Here is a 19962-nt window from a genome sequence, read left to right as displayed (position 1 = left end):
ATTGAACTCAGCTTGTATTCAAATTTATGGCTAATTTATTAACGCTATCGGAAATCAATAATTATTTAAAAAATGGTGAAGTGATTGCTTACCCTACCGAGGCCGTTTTCGGTCTAGGGTGTGATCCTGATTGTGAATTAGCCGTATTAAAACTGTTACAACTAAAACAGCGTTCAGTAGATAAAGGCTTAATTTTAATTGCTAGCCATTACCAACAATTGACTCCTTATGTAGATGAATTAGCTATTACCAATGAACAAAAACAGTTAGCACTTACTAGTTGGCCAGGTCCTATTACTTGGGTTTTTCCTAAAAATAAAAAAACACCTTATTTTTTGACTGGTAAATTCGACACCATAGCAGTACGAGTCACCAATCACCCTTTAGTTTGTAAACTATGCGATCTTTATGGCAAACCAATAGTTTCAACCAGTGCTAATTTATCGAGTTATCCTCCTTGTAAAACAGCCATCGAAGTAGCCAAACAATTTGGCCAAAATTTTCCAATTTTAGCAGGCAAAGCAGGTAATAGATTGCAGCCATCTCAAATCAGAGATATTCAAACAGGTAACATTATTCGACAAGGATAGATATATGCAAAATTTATATATTGGTGTAATGTCGGGAACCAGCATGGATGGAATAGATATTGCTATGGTTAATATTACCGAAAAAAATGTCACATCAATAGCTAGTAGTTGCTACCCAATGCCCACCAACTTAAAACAGCAACTATTAACATTATGTGAAACAAAGCAAACCACATTACAAAATTTGGGTGAATTAGACCATCAACTTGGTGAATTATTTGCCGATAGTATCAATCAATTTTTAAAAGACAATAAAATTGATAAACAACAAATAAAAGCAATTGGTTGCCACGGACAAACTATTTACCATGCACCAAACGGTAAAAATCCATTCACCTTACAAATTGCCGATGCCAATATTATCGCAGCAAAAACAAGCATAACCACCATAGCTGATTTTCGTCGAAAAGATATGGCTTATGGCGGGCAAGGAGCACCACTGGTACCCGTTCTTCATAAAGCGGTGCTACAAGATCCACAAATTAATCGTGTAGTATTGAATATAGGAGGAATTAGTAACATTTCAGTATTAATTCCTAACCATACTGTTATTGGTTACGATACAGGTCCAGGAAACGTACTGCTTGATTGCTGGATAAATCAAAACCTAGGTAAAAGCTATGATAAAAATGGACTGTGGGCAAAAACAGGAAAAGTTAATCAAGACTTATTGAATAAATTATTTGATGAAGATTATTTCAAAATACCAGCACCTAAAAGTACAGGGAGAGAGTTATTTAATTTACCATGGTTACATAAAAAATTAATAGGGACGGATTTTAAAGCAGAAGATATTCAAGCAACGCTCGTTGAATTAACCTCTTTATCAATTGCAAATGAGATCAACAAATTATCCATATTAAAAAAATTACCTTGCGAGCTTTTAGTCTGTGGCGGAGGTGCTAAAAATCCACTTATTATGCAAAGATTATCAGCATTATTACCATCATGGTCAGTATTAACAACCGATACAAAAGGTATAAATGGAGACGATATGGAGGCAATAGCCTTTGCTTGGCTTGCTTATTGCCGAATCAACAATATTCCATCAAATATTCCAGAGGTAACTGGCGCAAGCCAAGCTGTGTGTTTGGGGGTTATTTATAAATAAACTAAAAAATATATAAATATCGATCAAATCAACCCAAATTTTTGTAACGCTTTAGCAATACCATCATTATTATTAGTATCTGTAACAAACTCGGCTTTTGCTTTTAATTCATCAACTGCATTACCCATAGCAATAGGATGATCAACGGTTAGGAACATTTCAAAATCATTCATACCATCACCAAATGCATAAGTTGGCACATCGGTAAACCCTTTATTTTTTAATAACTGAGTAATACCATAACCTTTAGAGCCACCATGATTAAAAACATCAACACAGTAAGGGGTATTACGAATAAAGGTTAGTTCAGGGAAAACATCTCGATAAAGCTCTTCTCCATATTCACAAAGTAATAAAAGCATCTGGATAGGTGATTTTAAATAAACCTGATCATCAACAGGAGGAACTGGTTGCTTAAGATAATGATAAAACTTCTCGGCTGGTTGACTATACTCAGATATACACATCATTTCATCATTATAAAAAGATAAAGGAATATTCGTTTCTTGCTTAGAATACCGATGTATTTTTATTATTACATCTTTATCAATATTATTAGTAAAAACCTTTTCGCCTTTGTATAAAACAACTTGCCCATTCATACCGATAATTGAATCAATTTGAGTCTTTTGCATTAAATCAGCAACTTCACAAGGTGTTCGACCAGTTGCTATCACTGGAATAACATTATTATGTTTTAATTTTTTTATAGCATCAAGGGAACTGGACAAAACATCAATTTGACTATTAAACAATGTTCCATCTAAATCAAAAAAAACAATAGCTTCAGGTTTATGACTCATATTACAAATCCAAAATATTTTTAATAAAAGGAATAGTTAGCTTTCGTTGTTGTGCTAACGTTGCTACTTCAAACTTTTCTAATAAAGAAAATAATGTACGCATATCGCGATTAACACGTTTTAATAAAAATAACCCTACATCTGTTGATAGTTCAAATCCACTTAATTGCGCTCTCAATTGCAAAGCTTTAAGCTTGTCATCATCGCTAAGTTCTTTTAATTGATAAACCTGCCCCCAAGATAATCTAGAAACTAGATCAGGCAATATAAAAGAAATTTGTTTAGGTGGTGCATTTGCGGTTATCAATAATTTACTCACATTTTTTTCTGTCAAACGATTAAATAAATCGAAAATAGCCTCTTCCCAATCTCTATGACCTGCTATTGCATCAATATCATCTAGACAGACTAAATCATAATTTTCTAATCCCTGTAAAATTTCAGGTACCAAATGGTAATGCTGTTTTAATGGAATATAACTAGCTAACTTATTTTGGCTTGACGCATGTAAAAGGTGAGTTCGGCCTGCAACGCTAGCCGCCCATATATAAAAGACATTAAATCCCTCTTTACCTAACAAGGTTTGCAATGAATCAAACAATAACCGATTATTACCTACATAAAAACTATCAAAAGTTTCATTATTAGATAATGGAAAAGGCAAAGGTAACTGTGAAAGAGTAATAAAGTAACCTCACAATACAAATAAAATCATATTAAGTATAAATTTGCTTTTATAAAAATCAATCACTTTTATACAAAAAGACAAACAGATAACAGTTAATAAAAAAATAAAACAAAAAACAATAAAACGATCAAAAAGTGTTGTTTAAAATAAAAACAACAAAAGTTAAAAATTAAGCGAACAAACTTAATTTTTGTGGATAACTCTGTTAAAAATTAGGATAACAAGCTGTTATGATCGCACTAACAACTTAAAAATAGAAAACAGTTGTGGATAAAAATAAAAGTTATAAACAAGTTTAAACAAAAAAAGATCCGATCAATTAACAGAATGAATAGATCGATAAGATCCTATAAAATAATCACAAAAAAGAGTTATCAACAAAAAGGATCCGATCTAATAATAATAAAAATAAAAAGATCATCTAAAAGATCTTATTTTATTTAAATCGCGATCAAAATAGATCATTTGACGTAACCGAAAAGATGAGTAAAATCTCCTACCCTAAATAAACCAAATCTCCAAATCTAAATTAGCGATCATCTGTACACAAAATAAATACGAGGATTTTTATGTTTTATCCAGATCTTTTTGATGTCATCATCGTTGGTGGCGGTCATGCAGGAATAGAAGCAGCAATGGCATCAGCAAGAATGGGGCGAAAAACACTACTTTTAACCCATAATATCAATACATTAGGACAAATGTCTTGTAATCCTGCTATTGGTGGTATAGGTAAAGGCCACTTGGTAAAAGAAATTGATGCAATGGGTGGTTTAATGGCAAGGGCTATTGATCATGCAGGGATCCAATTTAGGATCTTAAATAGTAGTAAAGGACCAGCAGTAAGGGCTACAAGAGCACAAGCAGATAGATCGCTATATTGCAAAGTGATACGAAAAACACTTGAAAACCAAGAAAACTTAATGCTATTTCAACAATCTGTTGAAGATGTGATCATAGAAAACGATCAGATCATAGGTGTAAAAACCCAAATGGGAGTATCCTTTAAAGCTAAAGCTGTTGTGTTAACAACAGGTACCTTTTTAGATGGGAAAATCCATATAGGACTTAATAATTATAGTGGTGGACGAACAGGAGATCCAGCCTCGATCGGTTTATCAAAATCACTTCATCAATATCCATTTAGAATGGGACGATTAAAAACTGGTACCCCACCACGAATTGATGCGAGAACAATTGATTTTTCAAAATTAGACACACAATATGGTGATGATCCTGTTCCTGTATTCTCATTTTTAGGTAATGCAAACGAACATCCTAAACAAATTCCTTGCTATATAACAAGCACTAACGAAACAACGCACGAGATCATCCGAAATAGTTTAGATCGTAGTCCCATGTATGCAGGTGTTATAGAAGGAGTTGGTCCAAGATACTGCCCATCTATTGAAGACAAAATTATGCGTTTTGCGGATCGTAATTCTCATCAGATCTATTTAGAACCTGAAGGATTAGATAGCAACGAAATATATCCAAATGGGATCTCAACAAGTTTACCATTTGATACACAATTAGCATTTGTACGCAGTATGAAAGGATTAGAAAATGCTAATATTGTCAGACCTGGTTATGCGATCGAATATGATTATTTTGATCCAAGGGATCTTAAACCAACACTTGAAAGTAAAGTTATTAAAGGTCTCTTTTTAGCAGGACAGATCAACGGAACAACTGGCTATGAAGAAGCCGCAGCTCAAGGAATGCTTGCTGGTTTAAATGCAGCACGTTTTGCATATGATCAAGATCAATGGTATCCAAGCCGTGATCAAGCCTATTTAGGGGTATTAGTTGATGATCTTTGTACTCTTGGTACTAACGAACCTTATCGCATGTTTACCTCGCGTGCTGAATATCGTTTAATGTTACGTGAAGACAATGCTGATATTCGCTTAACTGAGATTGGCCGCAAGCTAGGTATGGTTGATAATTATCGCTGGCAACGTTTTAACGAAAAATTTGAAGCTATTGAACAAGAAAGAGCAAGATTACGTGATATATGGGTACATCCTCATATTGAAAGCATTGACGAAGTAAATGCCGTGTTAAGAGCTAATTTGACTAAAGAAGCCAATGGAGAAGAGTTACTTAAGCGACCTGAAATGAGTTATAACACATTGAAATCGCTTTCATTATTTGCTCCTGGATTGTCCGACGCACAGGCTGCGGAACAGGTTGAAATTCAAGTTAAATATGATGGATATATAAAACTGCAAATAGAAGAAATTGAACGTCAAAAACGCAATGAAGAAACGCTTATTCCTGAGCATATTGATTATGCTGAAATATCGGGTTTATCGAACGAAGTTGTGGCTAAATTAAAACAACATAAACCTATTTCAATAGGACAAGCTTCGCGTATATCAGGAATTACTCCTGCTGCGATTTCAATGTTACTAGTTTATTTAAAAAAAAAAAATTATGTTAAAAAAGAAACTCATTAATCTAATAGATCAAACGGATCTTTTGATCTCAGAATCACAAATAGATCAATTGATCCATTATGTTGAAATGCTTAACAAATGGAATAAGACTTACAACTTAACAGCTGTACGAGATCCTAATGAAATGTTAATCAAACATATCATGGATAGTTTAGTTGTATCGCCCTATTTAACTGGCAAAACTTTTATTGATGTTGGAACTGGTCCTGGTTTACCAGGTGTTCCACTAGCAATTATTAACCCAGATAAACAATTTGATTTAGTGGATAGTTTAGGTAAGCGTATTCGATTTTTAAAACAAGTTCAGTTTGAATTAAAGCTAACTAATATAAACCCAATACAAAGCCGAATAGAAGAGTATAATGGTAAAAAGTTTGATGGAGTTATTAGCCGAGCATTTGCTTCATTGCAAGACATGCTTAATTGGTGTAAACATCTTCCTAATGAACAAGGATTTTTTTATGCTTTAAAAGGAAGCGATATAGATCCTATTGCTGATGGTTTTACACTTAAACAAAATATAAAATTGACTATACCAGAATTAGATGCTGAAAGGTGTTTAATTATTATACAATAGTTTTTGTAATTAAATACAAGCTGTTCTGAAACTTTTTATAAATTTAATTCTTGCGTTTTTTCAGATAATCTTTAATACCATCAACAATTGATTTAGATACTTGATTTTGGAATGAAACAGTCTTTAATTTTTTTTCTTCAGTAATATTACTAATAAAGGCTGTTTCGACTAAAACAGATGGAATATCGGGTGCTTTTAACACCGCAAAACCTGCTTTTTCAAGTGATGGTTTATGTAACTTATTGACTCTTTTCATTCGATTTAAAATAGCATTACCAAGTAATACACCATTATTTAATGTTGTTTTTTGAACTAAATCTAAAATGGTATTATCTAAATATTTATCGCCACTACGGCTAACACCGCCTATTTGATCTGCTTCATTTTGAGTTTGGGCCAAATAACTGGCTGCAGAACTACTTGCTCCACCTGTTGATAATGCAAACACAGATGAACCACCGACAGAACGATTAGCAAAAGCATCTGCATGAATAGAAATAAATAGATCTGCATGGAGTGAACGAGCTTTAGCAACTCGTACTTTTAATGGGATAAAAACATCTTCATTACGGGTCATGTAGACTTTTATATTCGGTTCTTTCTTAAGTAAATTATAAGTACGACGTGCAATTTGCAAAACAATATCTTTTTCACGTGTTTTATTGTAGCCAATAGCGCCAGGATCTTCTCCACCGTGTCCAGGATCAAGCACGACAATAACGGGAGCATTTTTACTCTTATTGGTTGGTGTTTTTATACCAGATTGCTTTTTATTGAGATCACCTTTTTTATATTCTTCTAAAAGCGCAAGTAAAGGGTCATCATCTGTGCTTGAAGCTGGTTTAGATGGATAAAGATCCATAACTAAACGATGTTTGAATTTTGCTATCGGCGATAAGGTAAAAGTATTCGGTTGAACACCTTGTTTTAATTCGACCAAAATTCTAACTGTCTTTGGATCTCGTTGAACAACGCGTATAGATTTAATATAAGGGTCGTGTTTTAATACTTTCGATGAGATATTTTTTAAAATTGGATTTAGATTAACATTGTTAATATCAATAGCGATCCTATTAGGATTACTTAATAAAAAGTGCTTATATTTTAATCTAATATTTGATTCTAAAGTAATTCTTGTATAAGTTGATGAAGGCCAAACACGCACAGCAATAACTTGCGCCATTGCTGCGGCAAAGCCTACACGAGTGACGGATAACAAACATGTAGCAATAATACCTTTTATTAATAGGCGCTTTGTTGGGCTAAATGTTTTTTTCATACCTTAAAAACTTTATTTATTATCAAAATTAGTTGCTGATAATAGCATAAACTAAAGGGATATTAAAAAGAATGATTATCATAATCGACAGTTATTTTTGTAAATAGTCTGTTCTAAATTATCAATCAATTTTTATAATAAAAAAGATTATAAAATTAAATAATAAAAACAACCTTGTTTTGAGTTGTCATTTTTATTTTGTTATAGACCCTATAATAACAAAAGATTACAATATAGCACGCTAAAATCGCGGATTTAAACCCGTTTTCATTTTAACAATTAAATTATAGCTGAGTTATTGATGAGCAAAAAACTACATATCAAAACTTGGGGCTGTCAAATGAATGAGTATGACTCAACAAAAATGGCAGATCTCCTTGAATCTACCCACGGTTTAACTTTAACTGAAAATGCCGAAGAAGCAGATATTTTATTACTTAATACTTGCTCTATTCGAGAAAAGGCCCAAGAAAAAGTCTTTCATCAATTAGGACGTTGGAAGAATCTTAAAAAAAATAACCCAAATATCATTATTGGTGTAGGGGGATGTGTTGCTTCACAAGAAGGCGCCCACATTCGCAAACGAGCACCATTTGTGGATATTATTTTTGGACCTCAGACCTTTCACCGATTACCAGAAATGATTGAGCAAGTTAGAAGTGGTAAAGGTAATAATGTGGTTGATGTAAGCTTTCCTGAAATAGAAAAATTTGATCGCCTACCAGAACCTCGTAGTGAAGGCCCAACTGCATTTGTTTCAATTATGGAAGGATGTAATAAATATTGTACTTATTGCGTAGTTCCTTACACTCGAGGTGAAGAAGTTAGTCGACCTTGTGATGATGTTATTTATGAAATAGCTCAGCTTGCTGAGCAAGGTGTACGTGAAGTCAATCTATTAGGTCAAAATGTAAATGCATATCGTGGACCGACATTCGATGGTGATATCTGTTCCTTTGCTGAATTACTACACTTAGTTGCAGCCATTGATGGTATAGATCGTATTCGTTTTACAACTAGCCATCCAATCGAATTTACAGATGATATTATTGATGTTTATCGTGACACACCAGAACTAGTAAATTTTTTACATTTACCAGTACAAAGTGGATCAGATCGTGTATTAAACTTAATGAAACGTACGCATACTGCACTTGAATATAAATCAATTATTCGAAAACTACGCAAAGTACGACCAGATATTCAAATTAGCTCCGATTTTATTGTTGGTTTTCCAGGTGAAACACAAGAAGACTTTGAACAAACCATGAAGTTAATTGCTGATGTTAATTTTGATTTAAGTTACAGTTTTGTCTATTCAGCACGTCCAGGTACGCCAGCTGCTGAAATGGAAGATAATGTTTCGGAAGAAGAAAAAAAACAAAGACTATACATTCTTCAAGAGCGAATTAACCAACAAGCTATGCAATTTAGCCGTCGTATGTTAAATACCGTGCAACGCATTTTGGTTGAAGGTCCATCCAAAAAAGATCTTATGGAATTAACAGGCCGAACTGAAAATAATAGAATTGTTAACTTTGAAGGTCGCCCTGAAATGATTGGTAAATTTGTTGATGTTGAAATTACCGATGTTTATCCAAATTCATTGCGTGGCAAAGTAGTTAGAACTGAAGATGAAATGGATCTACGCGTAAGCGAATCACCAATGTCAGTTATATCTCGAACCCGAAAGGAAAATGATTTAGGTGTTGGTATTTATCAACCATAAAAACAAAACGTAAAATATTAAGTTATTTATTTTAAATAGAAATTAAAAAGTTATTAAATAAGAAAATAGGAAAGAAAAAATGTTTATTATTTTTGGTACTCGTGGAAGAGAAGTCAACGAACGTGGTGGACAATTTAATTGTCCTAATTGTTGCTCACAACAAAATATTACTACTGACGAAAAACAACAGAAATACACACAAATAAAAGTAGCAAAATATTTTACATTATTTTTTATTCCTATTTTTAGTTACTCTACCTTAGGTCGTTATATAAAATGTAATCAATGCAATAACGATTATAACGAAAATGTGCTCGACTATGTACCGCCAACATTTGAAGAACAAATAGCTTCATATGTTGAACAAGAGTTAAAAAGTGGAACACCTATTTCAATGTTGGTTAATAAATTGAAATCACAAGGATTTGATGAAAATCAATCAACAAGTGCAGTAAATAATGTTGTTAACGGAAATATAGTTTCTTGTCATCAATGTAAAATGGATTTTATAAAAGGCGTTGAAAAATGTTCTTTATGTGAACAGCGTCTGAGCAATTAAAATTAATTGAATAGAGGTTTTATTTTTGAATATTACAACACAAGAAACCATACTTGAGCCCGCTGATAATCAGCGGCTTAATAGTCTTTGTGGTCCTTATAATGACAATATAAAACAGTTAGAACGTCGGCTTGGTATTGAAATTAATCATCGAGGTAATTTATTTTCAATAACTGGTGATGATATTTGTGTTCGAGCGACTATTGATATTTTGCAATCTCTTTATAAACAAACCAAAATCAAAGACAAAATAATTGATATTGAACCAGAACAAATTCATTTAGCTATCAAAGAGACAGGTGCGCTTGAAAAAGTGAGTGAACACTTACCTAGTTATGTTGATCATCAAGCCGGAAAGCTAGTGATGATAAAAACTAAGCGAGGTATAATCAAACCCCGAACAGCGAACCAAGCACAATACATAGCTCATGTTTTGGATTACGACATTTCTTTTGGTATAGGGCCTGCTGGAACAGGTAAAACTTATTTAGCGGTAGCCGCTGCAGTTGATGCGCTCGAAAAACAACAGATTCGTCGTATTGTACTAACTCGACCAGCAGTCGAAGCTGGTGAAAAACTTGGCTTTTTACCAGGCGATTTAAGCCAAAAAGTGGATCCTTACTTACGTCCACTTTATGATGCTTTATTTGAAATGTTAGGTTTTGAAAAAGTCGAAAAATTAATTGAAAAAAGTGTGATTGAAGTGGCGCCACTCGCTTATATGCGTGGACGAACATTAAATGATGCATTTATTATTCTTGATGAAAGCCAAAATACAACGATTGAACAAATGAAAATGTTTTTAACTCGAATTGGCTTTAATTCGAAAGCGGTAATAACAGGTGATATTACTCAAATCGATTTACCGCGTAATCAAAAATCTGGGTTACGTCATGCAATAGAAGTATTAAGCCAAGTTGATGAAATTAGTTTTAATTTTTTTAATAGTGAAGATGTCGTGCGCCACCCAGTAGTTGCTAGAATTGTTAATGCTTACGAAAAATGGGAAGAACAGCAACATATGCAACATAAGTTGCAGCATACAGAAAGAAGTATTTAGAGGAGTACTATTATCTCTATCTCAAGTAAAAAAAAGAAAACTAAGATTCGAGATCATTCCGCGGAAGCAAATTTGTTTTTACGCCGAGCACTGTTTTCTTTTATTGTCATTATTATTTTAATTATCATATTGATTGCAAACTTAGCTGGTTTACAGATTTTGAATTATAGCTATTACACTACTAAATCTAATGATAATCGTATTGAAATTATTCCTATTCCACCTAATCGTGGCATGATTTATGATCGTAATGGTACGCCATTAGCGATTAATAATATTACATATCAATTAAATATCATTCCCGATAAAACTAAAAACCTCAATGAACAATTTGAGCAATTAAAAAAAATTGTTGATTTGACAGATGAAGATATTGAAACATTTCAAAAAGAACGACGCAATTATAGAGCTCATCGTCCAGTACCGCTAAAAGAAAATTTAACCGAAAAACAAATAGCTCGTTTTGTTGTAGATCAACATCGTTTTCCGTTTGTTTCTATTGTAGGTATACAGCATCGTTATTACCCTTATGGATCATCACTGACCCATATTCTTGGCTATATCTCTAAAATTAATAGCCAAGATAAACAGCGATTAGAAGATGAAAATAAAGCGAGTGATTATGTGGCAACTTTTAATATTGGTAAAATGGGGATAGAAAAGTACTACGAAGACGTATTACACGGAACCCCTGGCTATGAAAAGGTTGAAGTTAACAGCCGAGGTAGAATTGTACGCCAGCTAAATCAACATCCACCACAAGCAGGCGAAGATATCTATTTATCTATTAACCTAAAATTACAGCTTTATATAGAGCAATTACTGGCTGGACGTAAAGCTGCAGTGGTAGCTATTGACCCTAATAATGGTGAAATTTTATCCTTGGTTTCTAGCCCAAGTTATGATTCCAACTCTTTTGTTGGTGGTATATCAAGCACTAAATATAGCGAATTACTCAAAGATCCTAGTAAGCCACTTTTTAATCGAGCTTTATTAGGCGCTTATCCACCAGCTTCAACAGTTAAGCCTTTTATTTCCATAGCGGCCTTAAGTGAAGGAGTGATCACACCAAAAAGCGTGGTTAATGATCCTGGTTGGTGGCAATTACCTGGTACTGAACGGCGTTATCGTGATTGGTTAAAATGGGGACACGGTCGAGTTGATGTATTAAGGGCGATTGAAGAATCAGTTGATACCTACTTTTATCAAGTTGCTTATGATATGGGCATTGACCGCCTAAATTTGTGGATGACTAAATTTGGTTATGGTGAACGAACAGGTATAGATATTTCACCAAACGAAGAAACACGAGCAGTTATGCCTAGTCGTGAATGGAAAATCAAACGCCATAAAAAATCTTGGTTGCAAGGCGATACTATACCAGTTGGTATCGGTCAAGGTTATTGGACAGCAACACCTATCCAAATGGCAAAAGCATTAACTACGTTAATTAATAATGGTAAAACTTATACTCCGCATTTTTTATTATATAAAAAGAGCGATATTTTAAATTCAGATGAACATCAACCAACAATTAATCCTGAAAAATACATAGAAGATAATAGTTTAGTTAATGTTAAATCAATTTATTGGGATTTAGCTAAAGAAGGTATGCATCGTGTCATGTTTGGATCACGAGGAACGGCACGTAAAATTTATGCAGATGCAAAATATCAAGCGGCTGGCAAATCAGGTACCGCACAAGTTTATGGCTTAAAACAAGATGAAGTTTATAACGCTCATAAGATCCCTGAACATTTACGCGATCATGCGTTATTTATTGCTTATGCTCCTTACGATAATCCAAAAATTGCCTTGGCCATTGTTTTAGAAAATGGCGGTGGCGGAAGCTCAAACGGCGGTGCAGTAGCTCGTAAAATATTAGATTTTTATCTTCTTGGAAATAACTCAACAGAGCTAGATGATCCATCACCAAATACAGGAGCTGAAGATTAATAATGAATAATAGTAAAAAATCTTTTTGGCAAAAAATACATATTGATCCCTTATTTTTTTTATTTATTACTTTATTGCTAGGTTATAGTCTTTATATACTTTGGAGTGCTAGTGGGCAAAATATTGATATGATGCAAAAGCGAGTAATACAAATATTACTTGGCTATACTGTAATGATTACGCTGGCACAATTTTCGCCCAGAACCTATGAAAAATGGTCACCATATCTGTATGTTGTTTGCATTATCATCCTATTATTAGTAGATATTTTTGGATATACCAGTAAAGGCGCACAACGCTGGTTAGATTTAGGTATTTTGCGATTTCAACCTTCTGAAATAGCCAAAATAGCCGTACCATTAATGGTTGCAAAGTTCATTCATCGTGATGGATGCCCACCGCCATTAAAAACCACATTACAAACACTTGGTATAATTGGAGTGCCTACATTACTTGTTGCTATGCAACCAGATCTGGGCACAGCAATATTGATTATTATGTCAGGAATTTTTATTATTTTTTTAGCAGGCATTAATTGGCGCTATATTCTTATTGCATTAATTTTAATTGCTATATTTTTACCAATTATGTGGTTCTTTTTAATGCATGATTATCAACAAAAACGCGTATTGATGCTAATAAATCCTGAGCTTGATCCAAATGGAGCTGGTTATCATATTATTCAATCTAAAACAGCAATTGGATCAGGTGGTATATGGGGCAAAGGCTGGCTTGAAGGTACGCAATCGCAACTTGAATTTTTACCAGAGCGACACACCGATTTTATCTTTTCAGTTATAGCTGAAGAGTTTGGTTTTATTGGTTCGATTATTTTGTTAATTCTATTTTTATGCTTAATTGTGCGTGGACTTATTATTGCAGCTCAAGCACAAACAACATTTGGACGAATTTTATCGGGTGGACTAATTTTAGTATTTTTTATTTATGCATTTATTAATATTGGTATGGTCAGTGGAATCTTACCAGTAGTTGGTGTACCATTACCTCTAATAAGTTATGGTGGCTCATCTTTAGTCGTATTAATGGCAAGTTTTGGCATTATGATGTCTATTCACACACATCGATATATGTTGTCTAAAAATATTTAACGGAATTGAAATAAATGAAAAAGAAATTTAAATTATCTTTTGCTTTGTTTGCGCTTGCAATTTGTTCATCAGCATCGGCTGAAATGGCTTTTCCTATCCCAGCTATTCCACAATTAGATGCTGAATCTTATATTTTAATCGATGCAAAATCAGGCGAAATTTTGGCACAATATAATGCAGAACAACAGCGTGACCCAGCTAGCCTAACCAAAATGATGACCAGTTATGTGGTTGGTCAAGCACTACGCTCAGGACGCATAAAAAATGATGATATGGTTGTAGTAAGTAAAGATGCATGGGCAACGGGCAACCCTATTTTAAAAGGGTCATCATTGATGTTTTTAGAAGTGGGTAAAACAGTATCAGTATCTGATCTTAATAAAGGTATTATCATCCAATCTGGTAACGATGCTTGTATTGCAATGGCAGAACATGTTGCAGGAAGCCAAGGTGCATTTGTTAACCTAATGAATGATTATGCAAAAAAAATTGGACTAAACCATACCCATTTTGAAACTGTTCATGGGCTTGATGCGCCAGGGCAATACACAACAGCTAAAGACATGGCTTTTTTAGGGCAAGCATTGATTCGTGATTTACCAGAAGAATATTCAATTTATAAACAAAAAGAATTTACCTATACCCTATCAAAACCACAACTTAATCGAAATGGACTACTTTGGGATACCACATTAAACGTTGATGGAATTAAAACAGGACATACCAATGCTGCTGGCTATAACTTAGTTGCTTCAGCGGTTGATGGCAATACCCGTTTAATTTCAGCGGTACTAGGTGGACGAACCTTTAAAGGGCGTGAAGAAGAAAGTAAAAAACTACTAGTATGGGGATTCCGCTTTTTTGAAACCGCAAACCCTATAAAAGCAGGTACGCCATTAGCGACCGAAACGATTTGGTATGGTGATGAAAATAAAGTTCAATTAGGTGCGATTAATGGATCTTATATCACTGTACCAAAAGGCCGCTCTGCAGATGTGCAAGTTAAATATAAAATTGATGATTATATTTATGCCCCGATCACTAAAGGCACTACAGTGGGTAAAATGCAGTTTCTATTAGATGGCAAAGTGATTAGCGAACAACCTCTGGTTGCTTTACAAAACGTCGAAAAAACAGGATTTTTTGGTGGTATATGGGATTGGATCTGCCTACAATGCCATAAGTTATTCAGCTAGTTTCAATTACAATTGTTCTGTAAGTATTAGCTTACAGAACAACCTTACCAATTAAAAATAAATAATCTTCTAATATAAAAAATTGCTATAAAAAACTGTCAGGTAGTATATTGATTTTATTCAATTTTTATTGAAACACTATATTTAACAAATAGCTGCTAATTAAATAAACAATAAACAATAAACACTTAATAAAACTAACCTATACATCGTTACAATAATTAACACCGCTAACAACTTATAAATGCAAATAAAGCTAGCAATCTTATACTATTTATGGTATAAAATGCACGCTACATTTCACATTATTTTTTGCAAAAGTAATGATGGATAAAAGCATTAAATTTAATGATTAATTAACGTTATAACACACACATATCATTACACTTTTCCGGGGTGCCTTTTGCTTTATGTATAGGTCGGTAAAAGCGGATATGTGGAGGCATAACCCCAACGTCAAAATGAGGAAATAATGACTACAGTATCAATGCGCGATATGTTACAAGCGGGTGTACACTTTGGACACCAAACTCGTTATTGGAACCCAAAAATGAAACCATTTATTTTTGGTGCACGCAATAAAGTTCATATTATCAATCTTGAAAAAACAGTACCACTGTTCAACGAAGCATTAGCTGAATTAAACAAGATTGCCGCTCGTAAAGGTAAAATTTTATTTGTTGGTACAAAACGTGCAGCTAGCGAAGCCATTAAACAAGCGGCTGAAAGCTGTGGACAATACTACGTTAATCACCGTTGGTTAGGTGGTATGTTGACTAACTGGAAAACAGTACGTCAATCAATCAAACGTCTAAAAGATTTAGAAACACAAGCTAGTGATGGTACATTCGATAAATTAACCAAAAAAGAAGCACTAATGCGTGCTCGTGAAATGGCTAAATTAGAAAATAGCTTGGGTGGAATTAAAAATATGGGTGGTTTACCTGATGTGATCTTTGTTATTGGTGCAGACCACGAACATATCGCTATCAAAGAAGCTAACAACTTAGGTATTCCAGTCATTGCTATTGTTGATACTAACTCAGATCCTGATGGTATTGATTACGTTGTTCCAGGTAATGATGATGCGATTCGTGCAATTCAATTATATGCAAATGCAGTTGCTGAAGCAGTACGTTCTGGTCGTGAACAAAACCAATCTCCAGTATCTGAAGAAAGCTTCGTAGAAGAAGCTCCAGCAGCAGAGTAATAAACTCAAATATTTTCAGGGTCGATAATAATATCGACCCATTCTAATGAAAATCATCACAATGGTTAAATAGAGGATTAAAAAATGGCTGAAGTTACCGCTTCTATGGTAAAAGAACTGCGCGAAAGAACTGGCGCAGGTATGATGGAATGTAAAAAAGCATTAGTTGATGCAAACGGTGATATCGAACTTGCAATTGACAACATGCGTAAATCAGGTCAAGCAAAAGCAGCTAAAAAAGCAGGTCGTGTTGCGGCTGAAGGTGTTATTATTTCTAAAATCTCTGCGGATAAAAAATTTGGTGTAATCTTAGAAGTAAACTGCGAAACAGACTTTGTTGCCAAAGATGCAGGATTCTTAGCATTTAGTGATAAAGTTGCAGAGGCAGCATTAACAGAACGCATTAGCGATATTGCTACACTACAAGCTAAATTTGAAGAAGAGCGCACAGCTTTAGTTGCTAAAATTGGTGAAAACATCGGTATTCGTCGTGTTGCTGAAATTGCTGGTGACGTAGTAGGTAGTTACCAACACGGTGCTCGTATTGGTGTATTAGTTGCTGCAAACGGTGCTGATGATGAATTAGTTAAACATATTGCAATGCACATTGCTGCAAGCAAACCAGAATACGTTGATCCAAGTGACGTACCTGCTGACGTGGTTGAACATGAACGTAACATTCAAATTGATATCGCAATGCAATCAGGTAAACCACGTGAAATCGCTGAAAAAATGGTTGAAGGCCGTATGCGTAAATTCACTGGTGAAGTATCACTAACTGGTCAACCATTTGTAATGGAACCTTCAAAAACTGTTGGCGACTTATTAAAAGAAAAGAGCGCAGCAGTTGCTTCATTCATTCGTTTTGAAGTGGGTGAAGGTATTGAAAAAGTCGAAGTTGACTTCGCTGCAGAAGTTGCAGCAATATCAAAACAATCTTAATTGTTTTATAAAACCGCCGTTAAGGCGGTTTTGTTTATCTACAAAGTATTTTAAAATTACTGCTAGATAGGAGCTCTAGCTCCTTATTTTATTAAATAACGAAACAGTGAGACATCATATGGTAACCCCTTTTTATAAACGTATTCTTCTTAAACTCAGTGGTGAAGCACTACAAGGTGACGAAGGTTTTGGTATTGATGCAACCGTTCTTGATCGTATGGCTCAAGAAATAAAAGAGCTTATTGAAATGAATGTTGAAGTTGCTGTTGTTATTGGAGGGGGTAATCTATTTCGTGGTGCAGGACTTGCTAAAGCGGGAATGAACCGAGTAGTTGGTGATCACATGGGCATGCTTGCAACCGTCATGAATGGACTTGCGATGCGCGATGCATTGCACCGAATAGAAGTAAACGCTCGCTTAATGTCAGCCATTCCATTAAATGGTGTATGCGATGACTATCGTTGGACCGAAGCAATTAGCTTGCTTCGCCATGGTAAAGTCGTTATCCTTTCTGCAGGAACTGGTAATCCTTTTTTCACAACCGATTCAGCAGCATGCTTACGGGGTATTGAAATTGGTGCAGATGTTGTCTTAAAAGCGACCAAAGTAGATGGTGTTTACTCTGCCGATCCTGTTAAAGATCCAACAGCAACACTTTATAAAACACTAAGCTATGAAAAAGTGCTTACAGATGAGCTTAAAGTAATGGATTTAGCGGCATTCACATTAGCAAGGGATCATAATCTACCAATTTGTGTCTTTAATATGAATAAACCTGGAGCGCTGCGTCGTGTTATATTAGGCGAACAAGAAGGAACATTAATTAATAACAAAGCAACTGTAACCAGTTAATCATCTTTATTTAAAATAAGGCTTTTATTATGTTAAACGAGATTCAAAAAGAAGCGCAAACGCGCATGGAAAAAAGTATTGATGCGTTTCAAAATCATATTTCTAAAGTAAGAACGGGTCGCGCATCACCAAGCTTATTAGATGGTATTATGGTTGAATATTATGGTAGTCCAACACCATTACGCCAACTAGCTAACATTGTTGCTGAAGATGCAAGAACGCTAGCGATTACTGTATTTGACAAATCACTTACACCACTAATTGAAAAAGCAATCTTAACATCAGATTTAGGACTTAACCCAGCATCAGCAGGTACTGTTATTCGCGTACCACTTCCACCATTAACCGAAGAACGCCGTCGAGACTTAACCAAAATTGTTCGTAACGAAGCAGAACAAGGCCGAGTATCGATCCGTAATATTCGCCGTGATGCCAACGACCAAATAAAAGCATTACTAAAAGATAAAGAAATATCTGAAGATGATGAACGTAAAGCACAAGATTTAATCCAAAAAACGACAGACGCCGCAATTAAAAAATTAGATACAGTGCTTGCCGATAAAGAAAAGGAACTAATGGAATTCTAATTTTTATCTTCTTTTTCCTCTTTTCTTCCAAACGCTCTGTTTTATAAAGCAGAGTGTTTTTCCTTGATTTTAAAAATCGGTCAATAAATATATTGATTTTATTTATTTTTTAATCTAATTTTCATCCAAAACAGCCCCCTAAAACAGTCATCCAAAACCGAACTCCAAAAAAACATCCCACAGCACCAACATCCGCCGTTACCTCACTACGCACAATTATTTACAATAAATCCGCTAAAAAACTAGCCAACAATTTTTAAAATGGTTATACTTTCATCGTTATAGGGAAACAAGCTTATTAAATAAGTAAATAATTATAAAAATTTAAATAAAACAAATAATTAATTGACAGGTGAACCGTAATGCATTATCATTTTAGCCACCAGCACTGGCAAACCTGTGTCTTAAGTTTATCAAATAATCTTATTCGACGAGTTTTTACACGAAACTTATTTATATCTTCCAAATTATTTCTCAACGAATTATCGAAATTATCGCTCAAATCACCTAAAACAGCTTTGCTAGTATCAGCACTGTTATTATTGTCATTGTCATGGAATGTACAGGCGAATGGTAAAAAGGCTCGAGCAGGTAATCGTAGTGATGCAATAATAATACTGTCGCCAGTTATCAATTATGTAAGGCCAAATCTATTTTTGGGTAATGATAAATACGCAGGTCCAGCTGACATATGGAATCCTGATAAGGGCTTTTTAGTTCAATCAACCAATCCTAAATCATACAACCTCAATTTTCCGACCACGGGTGCGCATAATTTATATTTTGATTTACTCATAAGTGGAGTAGATATAAATGAATTGACATGGAAACCCGTTACTTTGGGGGGAATCACTGCGACAGTGACAAATGTTGTAGCTAATGATAATTGTGTAAATGCCCCAAACTTAGTACACAACTCACGTAGAAAATTAAGCTGCTTGTTTTAGTGTTTTATACTCAATCGGTGTCATGTTATTTAATGCCTCATGCGGTCTTTCGGTGTTATAAATCGTTAGCCATTCTTCGGTTATTCTCCTTGCTTGTGCTAAGTTGTTAAAAAGATATAAATCAAGTACTTCAGTACGATAGGTACGATTAAATCGTTCAATATAACCATTTTGATAAGGGCTACCGGCTTTATATAATCAATGGCTATATCATGTGATTTAGCCCAGTTTATAAAGGTTTTTCCTGTAAATTCTGGCCCATTATCGACCCGTATTTTTAATGGATATCCATGATATTCGGCCA

General features: G+C 34.4%; 18 protein-coding genes and 1 pseudogene. 15 read left to right on the top strand and 4 right to left on the bottom strand.

All coding sequences use genetic code 11. The annotated features are described in order from the left end of the window. Positions 1 to 26: 26 nt before the first annotated feature. Both A9G37_RS03915 and A9G37_RS03910 read left to right on the top strand, forming a co-directional pair. Entirely contained in the window at positions 27 to 590 is a 564-nt protein-coding gene (locus A9G37_RS03915) for a Sua5/YciO/YrdC/YwlC family protein (RefSeq protein WP_034911928.1), read from the top strand. Positions 591 to 594: 4 nt separating this feature from the next. Continuing rightward, a complete protein-coding gene (locus tag A9G37_RS03910) occupies positions 595 to 1701 on the top strand; it encodes an anhydro-N-acetylmuramic acid kinase (RefSeq protein ID WP_065574680.1) in 1107 nt (368 codons plus the stop codon). Positions 1702 to 1724: 23 nt separating this feature from the next. Here A9G37_RS03910 and A9G37_RS03905 read toward each other — a convergent pair whose 3' ends face one another. Beyond that, positions 1725 to 2504 carry a Cof-type HAD-IIB family hydrolase gene (locus tag A9G37_RS03905; RefSeq protein ID WP_065574679.1) on the bottom strand — a complete coding sequence of 260 codons (780 nt, stop codon included), beginning with the start codon at positions 2502 to 2504 and terminating at the stop codon, positions 1725 to 1727. 1 nt (position 2505) lies between these two features. Continuing rightward, positions 2506 to 3189, bottom strand: coding sequence for a DnaA inactivator Hda (hda, locus tag A9G37_RS03900; RefSeq protein ID WP_080702332.1), 684 nt, complete (start codon positions 3187 to 3189; stop codon positions 2506 to 2508). Positions 3190 to 3761: 572 nt separating this feature from the next. Here hda and mnmG point away from each other — a divergent pair. Both mnmG and rsmG read left to right on the top strand, forming a co-directional pair. Further along, entirely contained in the window at positions 3762 to 5654 is a 1893-nt protein-coding gene (gene mnmG, locus A9G37_RS03895; protein WP_065574678.1) for a tRNA uridine-5-carboxymethylaminomethyl(34) synthesis enzyme MnmG, read from the top strand. Then, entirely contained in the window at positions 5632 to 6231 is a 600-nt protein-coding gene (gene rsmG / locus A9G37_RS03890; protein WP_065574677.1) for a 16S rRNA (guanine(527)-N(7))-methyltransferase RsmG, read from the top strand. The genes mnmG and rsmG overlap by 23 nt, the downstream gene beginning before the upstream one ends. A 43-nt stretch (positions 6232 to 6274) precedes the next feature. Here the strand turns inward: rsmG and A9G37_RS03885 are convergent, their stop codons facing one another. Next, complete coding sequence (locus tag A9G37_RS03885) at positions 6275 to 7510, bottom strand: N-acetylmuramoyl-L-alanine amidase (protein WP_034911948.1); 1236 nt, start codon at positions 7508 to 7510, stop codon at positions 6275 to 6277. A gap of 301 nt (positions 7511 to 7811) precedes the next feature. Here A9G37_RS03885 and miaB point away from each other — a divergent pair, with 301 nt between their 5' ends. The 11 genes from miaB to A9G37_RS03830 all read left to right on the top strand — a co-directional run bounded on the left by miaB (position 7812) and on the right by A9G37_RS03830 (position 19658). Next, positions 7812 to 9239, top strand: coding sequence for a tRNA (N6-isopentenyl adenosine(37)-C2)-methylthiotransferase MiaB (gene miaB / locus A9G37_RS03880; RefSeq protein WP_034911952.1), 1428 nt, complete (start codon positions 7812 to 7814; stop codon positions 9237 to 9239). Between the two features lie 79 nt (positions 9240 to 9318). After that, the gene (locus A9G37_RS03875) at positions 9319 to 9798 is read left to right on the top strand and encodes a hypothetical protein (protein ID WP_034911954.1); all 480 of its coding nucleotides are present in this window, start codon (positions 9319 to 9321) and stop codon (positions 9796 to 9798) included. 25 nt (positions 9799 to 9823) lie between these two features. Beyond that, on the top strand, positions 9824 to 10858 hold the full coding sequence (locus A9G37_RS03870) for a PhoH family protein (protein WP_034911957.1): 1035 nt from the start codon (positions 9824 to 9826) through the stop codon (positions 10856 to 10858). Between the two features lie 18 nt (positions 10859 to 10876). Then, the gene (gene mrdA, locus A9G37_RS03865) at positions 10877 to 12814 is read left to right on the top strand and encodes a penicillin-binding protein 2 (RefSeq protein WP_065574676.1); all 1938 of its coding nucleotides are present in this window, start codon (positions 10877 to 10879) and stop codon (positions 12812 to 12814) included. A 2-nt stretch (positions 12815 to 12816) separates the two neighbouring features. Further along, positions 12817 to 13923 (top strand): peptidoglycan glycosyltransferase MrdB, encoded by a 1107-nt coding sequence (mrdB, locus tag A9G37_RS03860; RefSeq protein ID WP_034911963.1) that lies wholly within the window; start codon positions 12817 to 12819, stop codon positions 13921 to 13923. Positions 13924 to 13937: 14 nt separating this feature from the next. Continuing rightward, a complete protein-coding gene (locus A9G37_RS03855; protein WP_065574675.1) occupies positions 13938 to 15119 on the top strand; it encodes a serine hydrolase in 1182 nt (393 codons plus the stop codon). A gap of 472 nt (positions 15120 to 15591) precedes the next feature. Further along, complete coding sequence (gene rpsB, locus A9G37_RS03850) at positions 15592 to 16329, top strand: 30S ribosomal protein S2 (protein WP_034947534.1); 738 nt, start codon at positions 15592 to 15594, stop codon at positions 16327 to 16329. Positions 16330 to 16413: 84 nt separating this feature from the next. Continuing rightward, positions 16414 to 17271: a translation elongation factor Ts gene (tsf, locus tag A9G37_RS03845; protein ID WP_065574674.1), complete on the top strand. Its 858-nt coding sequence runs from the start codon at positions 16414 to 16416 to the stop codon at positions 17269 to 17271. Between the two features lie 118 nt (positions 17272 to 17389). Beyond that, on the top strand, positions 17390 to 18124 hold the full coding sequence (gene pyrH, locus A9G37_RS03840) for a UMP kinase (protein ID WP_034911998.1): 735 nt from the start codon (positions 17390 to 17392) through the stop codon (positions 18122 to 18124). Between the two features lie 29 nt (positions 18125 to 18153). After that, a complete protein-coding gene (gene frr / locus A9G37_RS03835; protein ID WP_065574673.1) occupies positions 18154 to 18711 on the top strand; it encodes a ribosome recycling factor in 558 nt (185 codons plus the stop codon). Between the two features lie 362 nt (positions 18712 to 19073). Next, positions 19074 to 19658 carry a hypothetical protein gene (locus A9G37_RS03830; RefSeq protein ID WP_065574672.1) on the top strand — a complete coding sequence of 195 codons (585 nt, stop codon included), beginning with the start codon at positions 19074 to 19076 and terminating at the stop codon, positions 19656 to 19658. Here the strand turns inward: A9G37_RS03830 and A9G37_RS13480 are convergent. Then, positions 19641 to 19962, bottom strand: a pseudogene (locus A9G37_RS13480) (integrase core domain-containing protein); the annotation flags it as partial. The gene A9G37_RS03830 and the pseudogene A9G37_RS13480 sit on opposite strands and share 18 nt — an antisense overlap.

The sequence above is a fragment of the Gilliamella sp. GillExp13 genome (assembly GCF_001690815.1).
Taxonomy (GTDB): domain Bacteria; phylum Pseudomonadota; class Gammaproteobacteria; order Enterobacterales; family Orbaceae; genus Gilliamella; species Gilliamella bombi.
Note: the sequence above shows the minus strand (reverse complement) of the source record. Positions and strands in the feature narration are given on the sequence as shown.

Coding starts and splice junctions, on each gene's coding strand:
- A9G37_RS03915 (WP_034911928.1), top strand. CDS start 27: ATGGCTAATTTATTAACGCTATCGGAAATCAATAATTATTTAAAAAAT.
- A9G37_RS03910 (WP_065574680.1), top strand. CDS start 595: ATGCAAAATTTATATATTGGTGTAATGTCGGGAACCAGCATGGATGGA.
- A9G37_RS03905 (WP_065574679.1), bottom strand. CDS start 2,504: ATGAGTCATAAACCTGAAGCTATTGTTTTTTTTGATTTAGATGGAACA.
- mnmG (WP_065574678.1), top strand. CDS start 3,762: ATGTTTTATCCAGATCTTTTTGATGTCATCATCGTTGGTGGCGGTCAT.
- rsmG (WP_065574677.1), top strand. CDS start 5,632: ATGTTAAAAAAGAAACTCATTAATCTAATAGATCAAACGGATCTTTTG.
- A9G37_RS03885 (WP_034911948.1), bottom strand. CDS start 7,510: ATGAAAAAAACATTTAGCCCAACAAAGCGCCTATTAATAAAAGGTATT.
- miaB (WP_034911952.1), top strand. CDS start 7,812: ATGAGCAAAAAACTACATATCAAAACTTGGGGCTGTCAAATGAATGAG.
- A9G37_RS03875 (WP_034911954.1), top strand. CDS start 9,319: ATGTTTATTATTTTTGGTACTCGTGGAAGAGAAGTCAACGAACGTGGT.
- mrdB (WP_034911963.1), top strand. CDS start 12,817: ATGAATAATAGTAAAAAATCTTTTTGGCAAAAAATACATATTGATCCC.
- A9G37_RS03855 (WP_065574675.1), top strand. CDS start 13,938: ATGAAAAAGAAATTTAAATTATCTTTTGCTTTGTTTGCGCTTGCAATT.
- rpsB (WP_034947534.1), top strand. CDS start 15,592: ATGACTACAGTATCAATGCGCGATATGTTACAAGCGGGTGTACACTTT.
- tsf (WP_065574674.1), top strand. CDS start 16,414: ATGGCTGAAGTTACCGCTTCTATGGTAAAAGAACTGCGCGAAAGAACT.
- pyrH (WP_034911998.1), top strand. CDS start 17,390: ATGGTAACCCCTTTTTATAAACGTATTCTTCTTAAACTCAGTGGTGAA.
- frr (WP_065574673.1), top strand. CDS start 18,154: ATGTTAAACGAGATTCAAAAAGAAGCGCAAACGCGCATGGAAAAAAGT.
- A9G37_RS03830 (WP_065574672.1), top strand. CDS start 19,074: ATGCATTATCATTTTAGCCACCAGCACTGGCAAACCTGTGTCTTAAGT.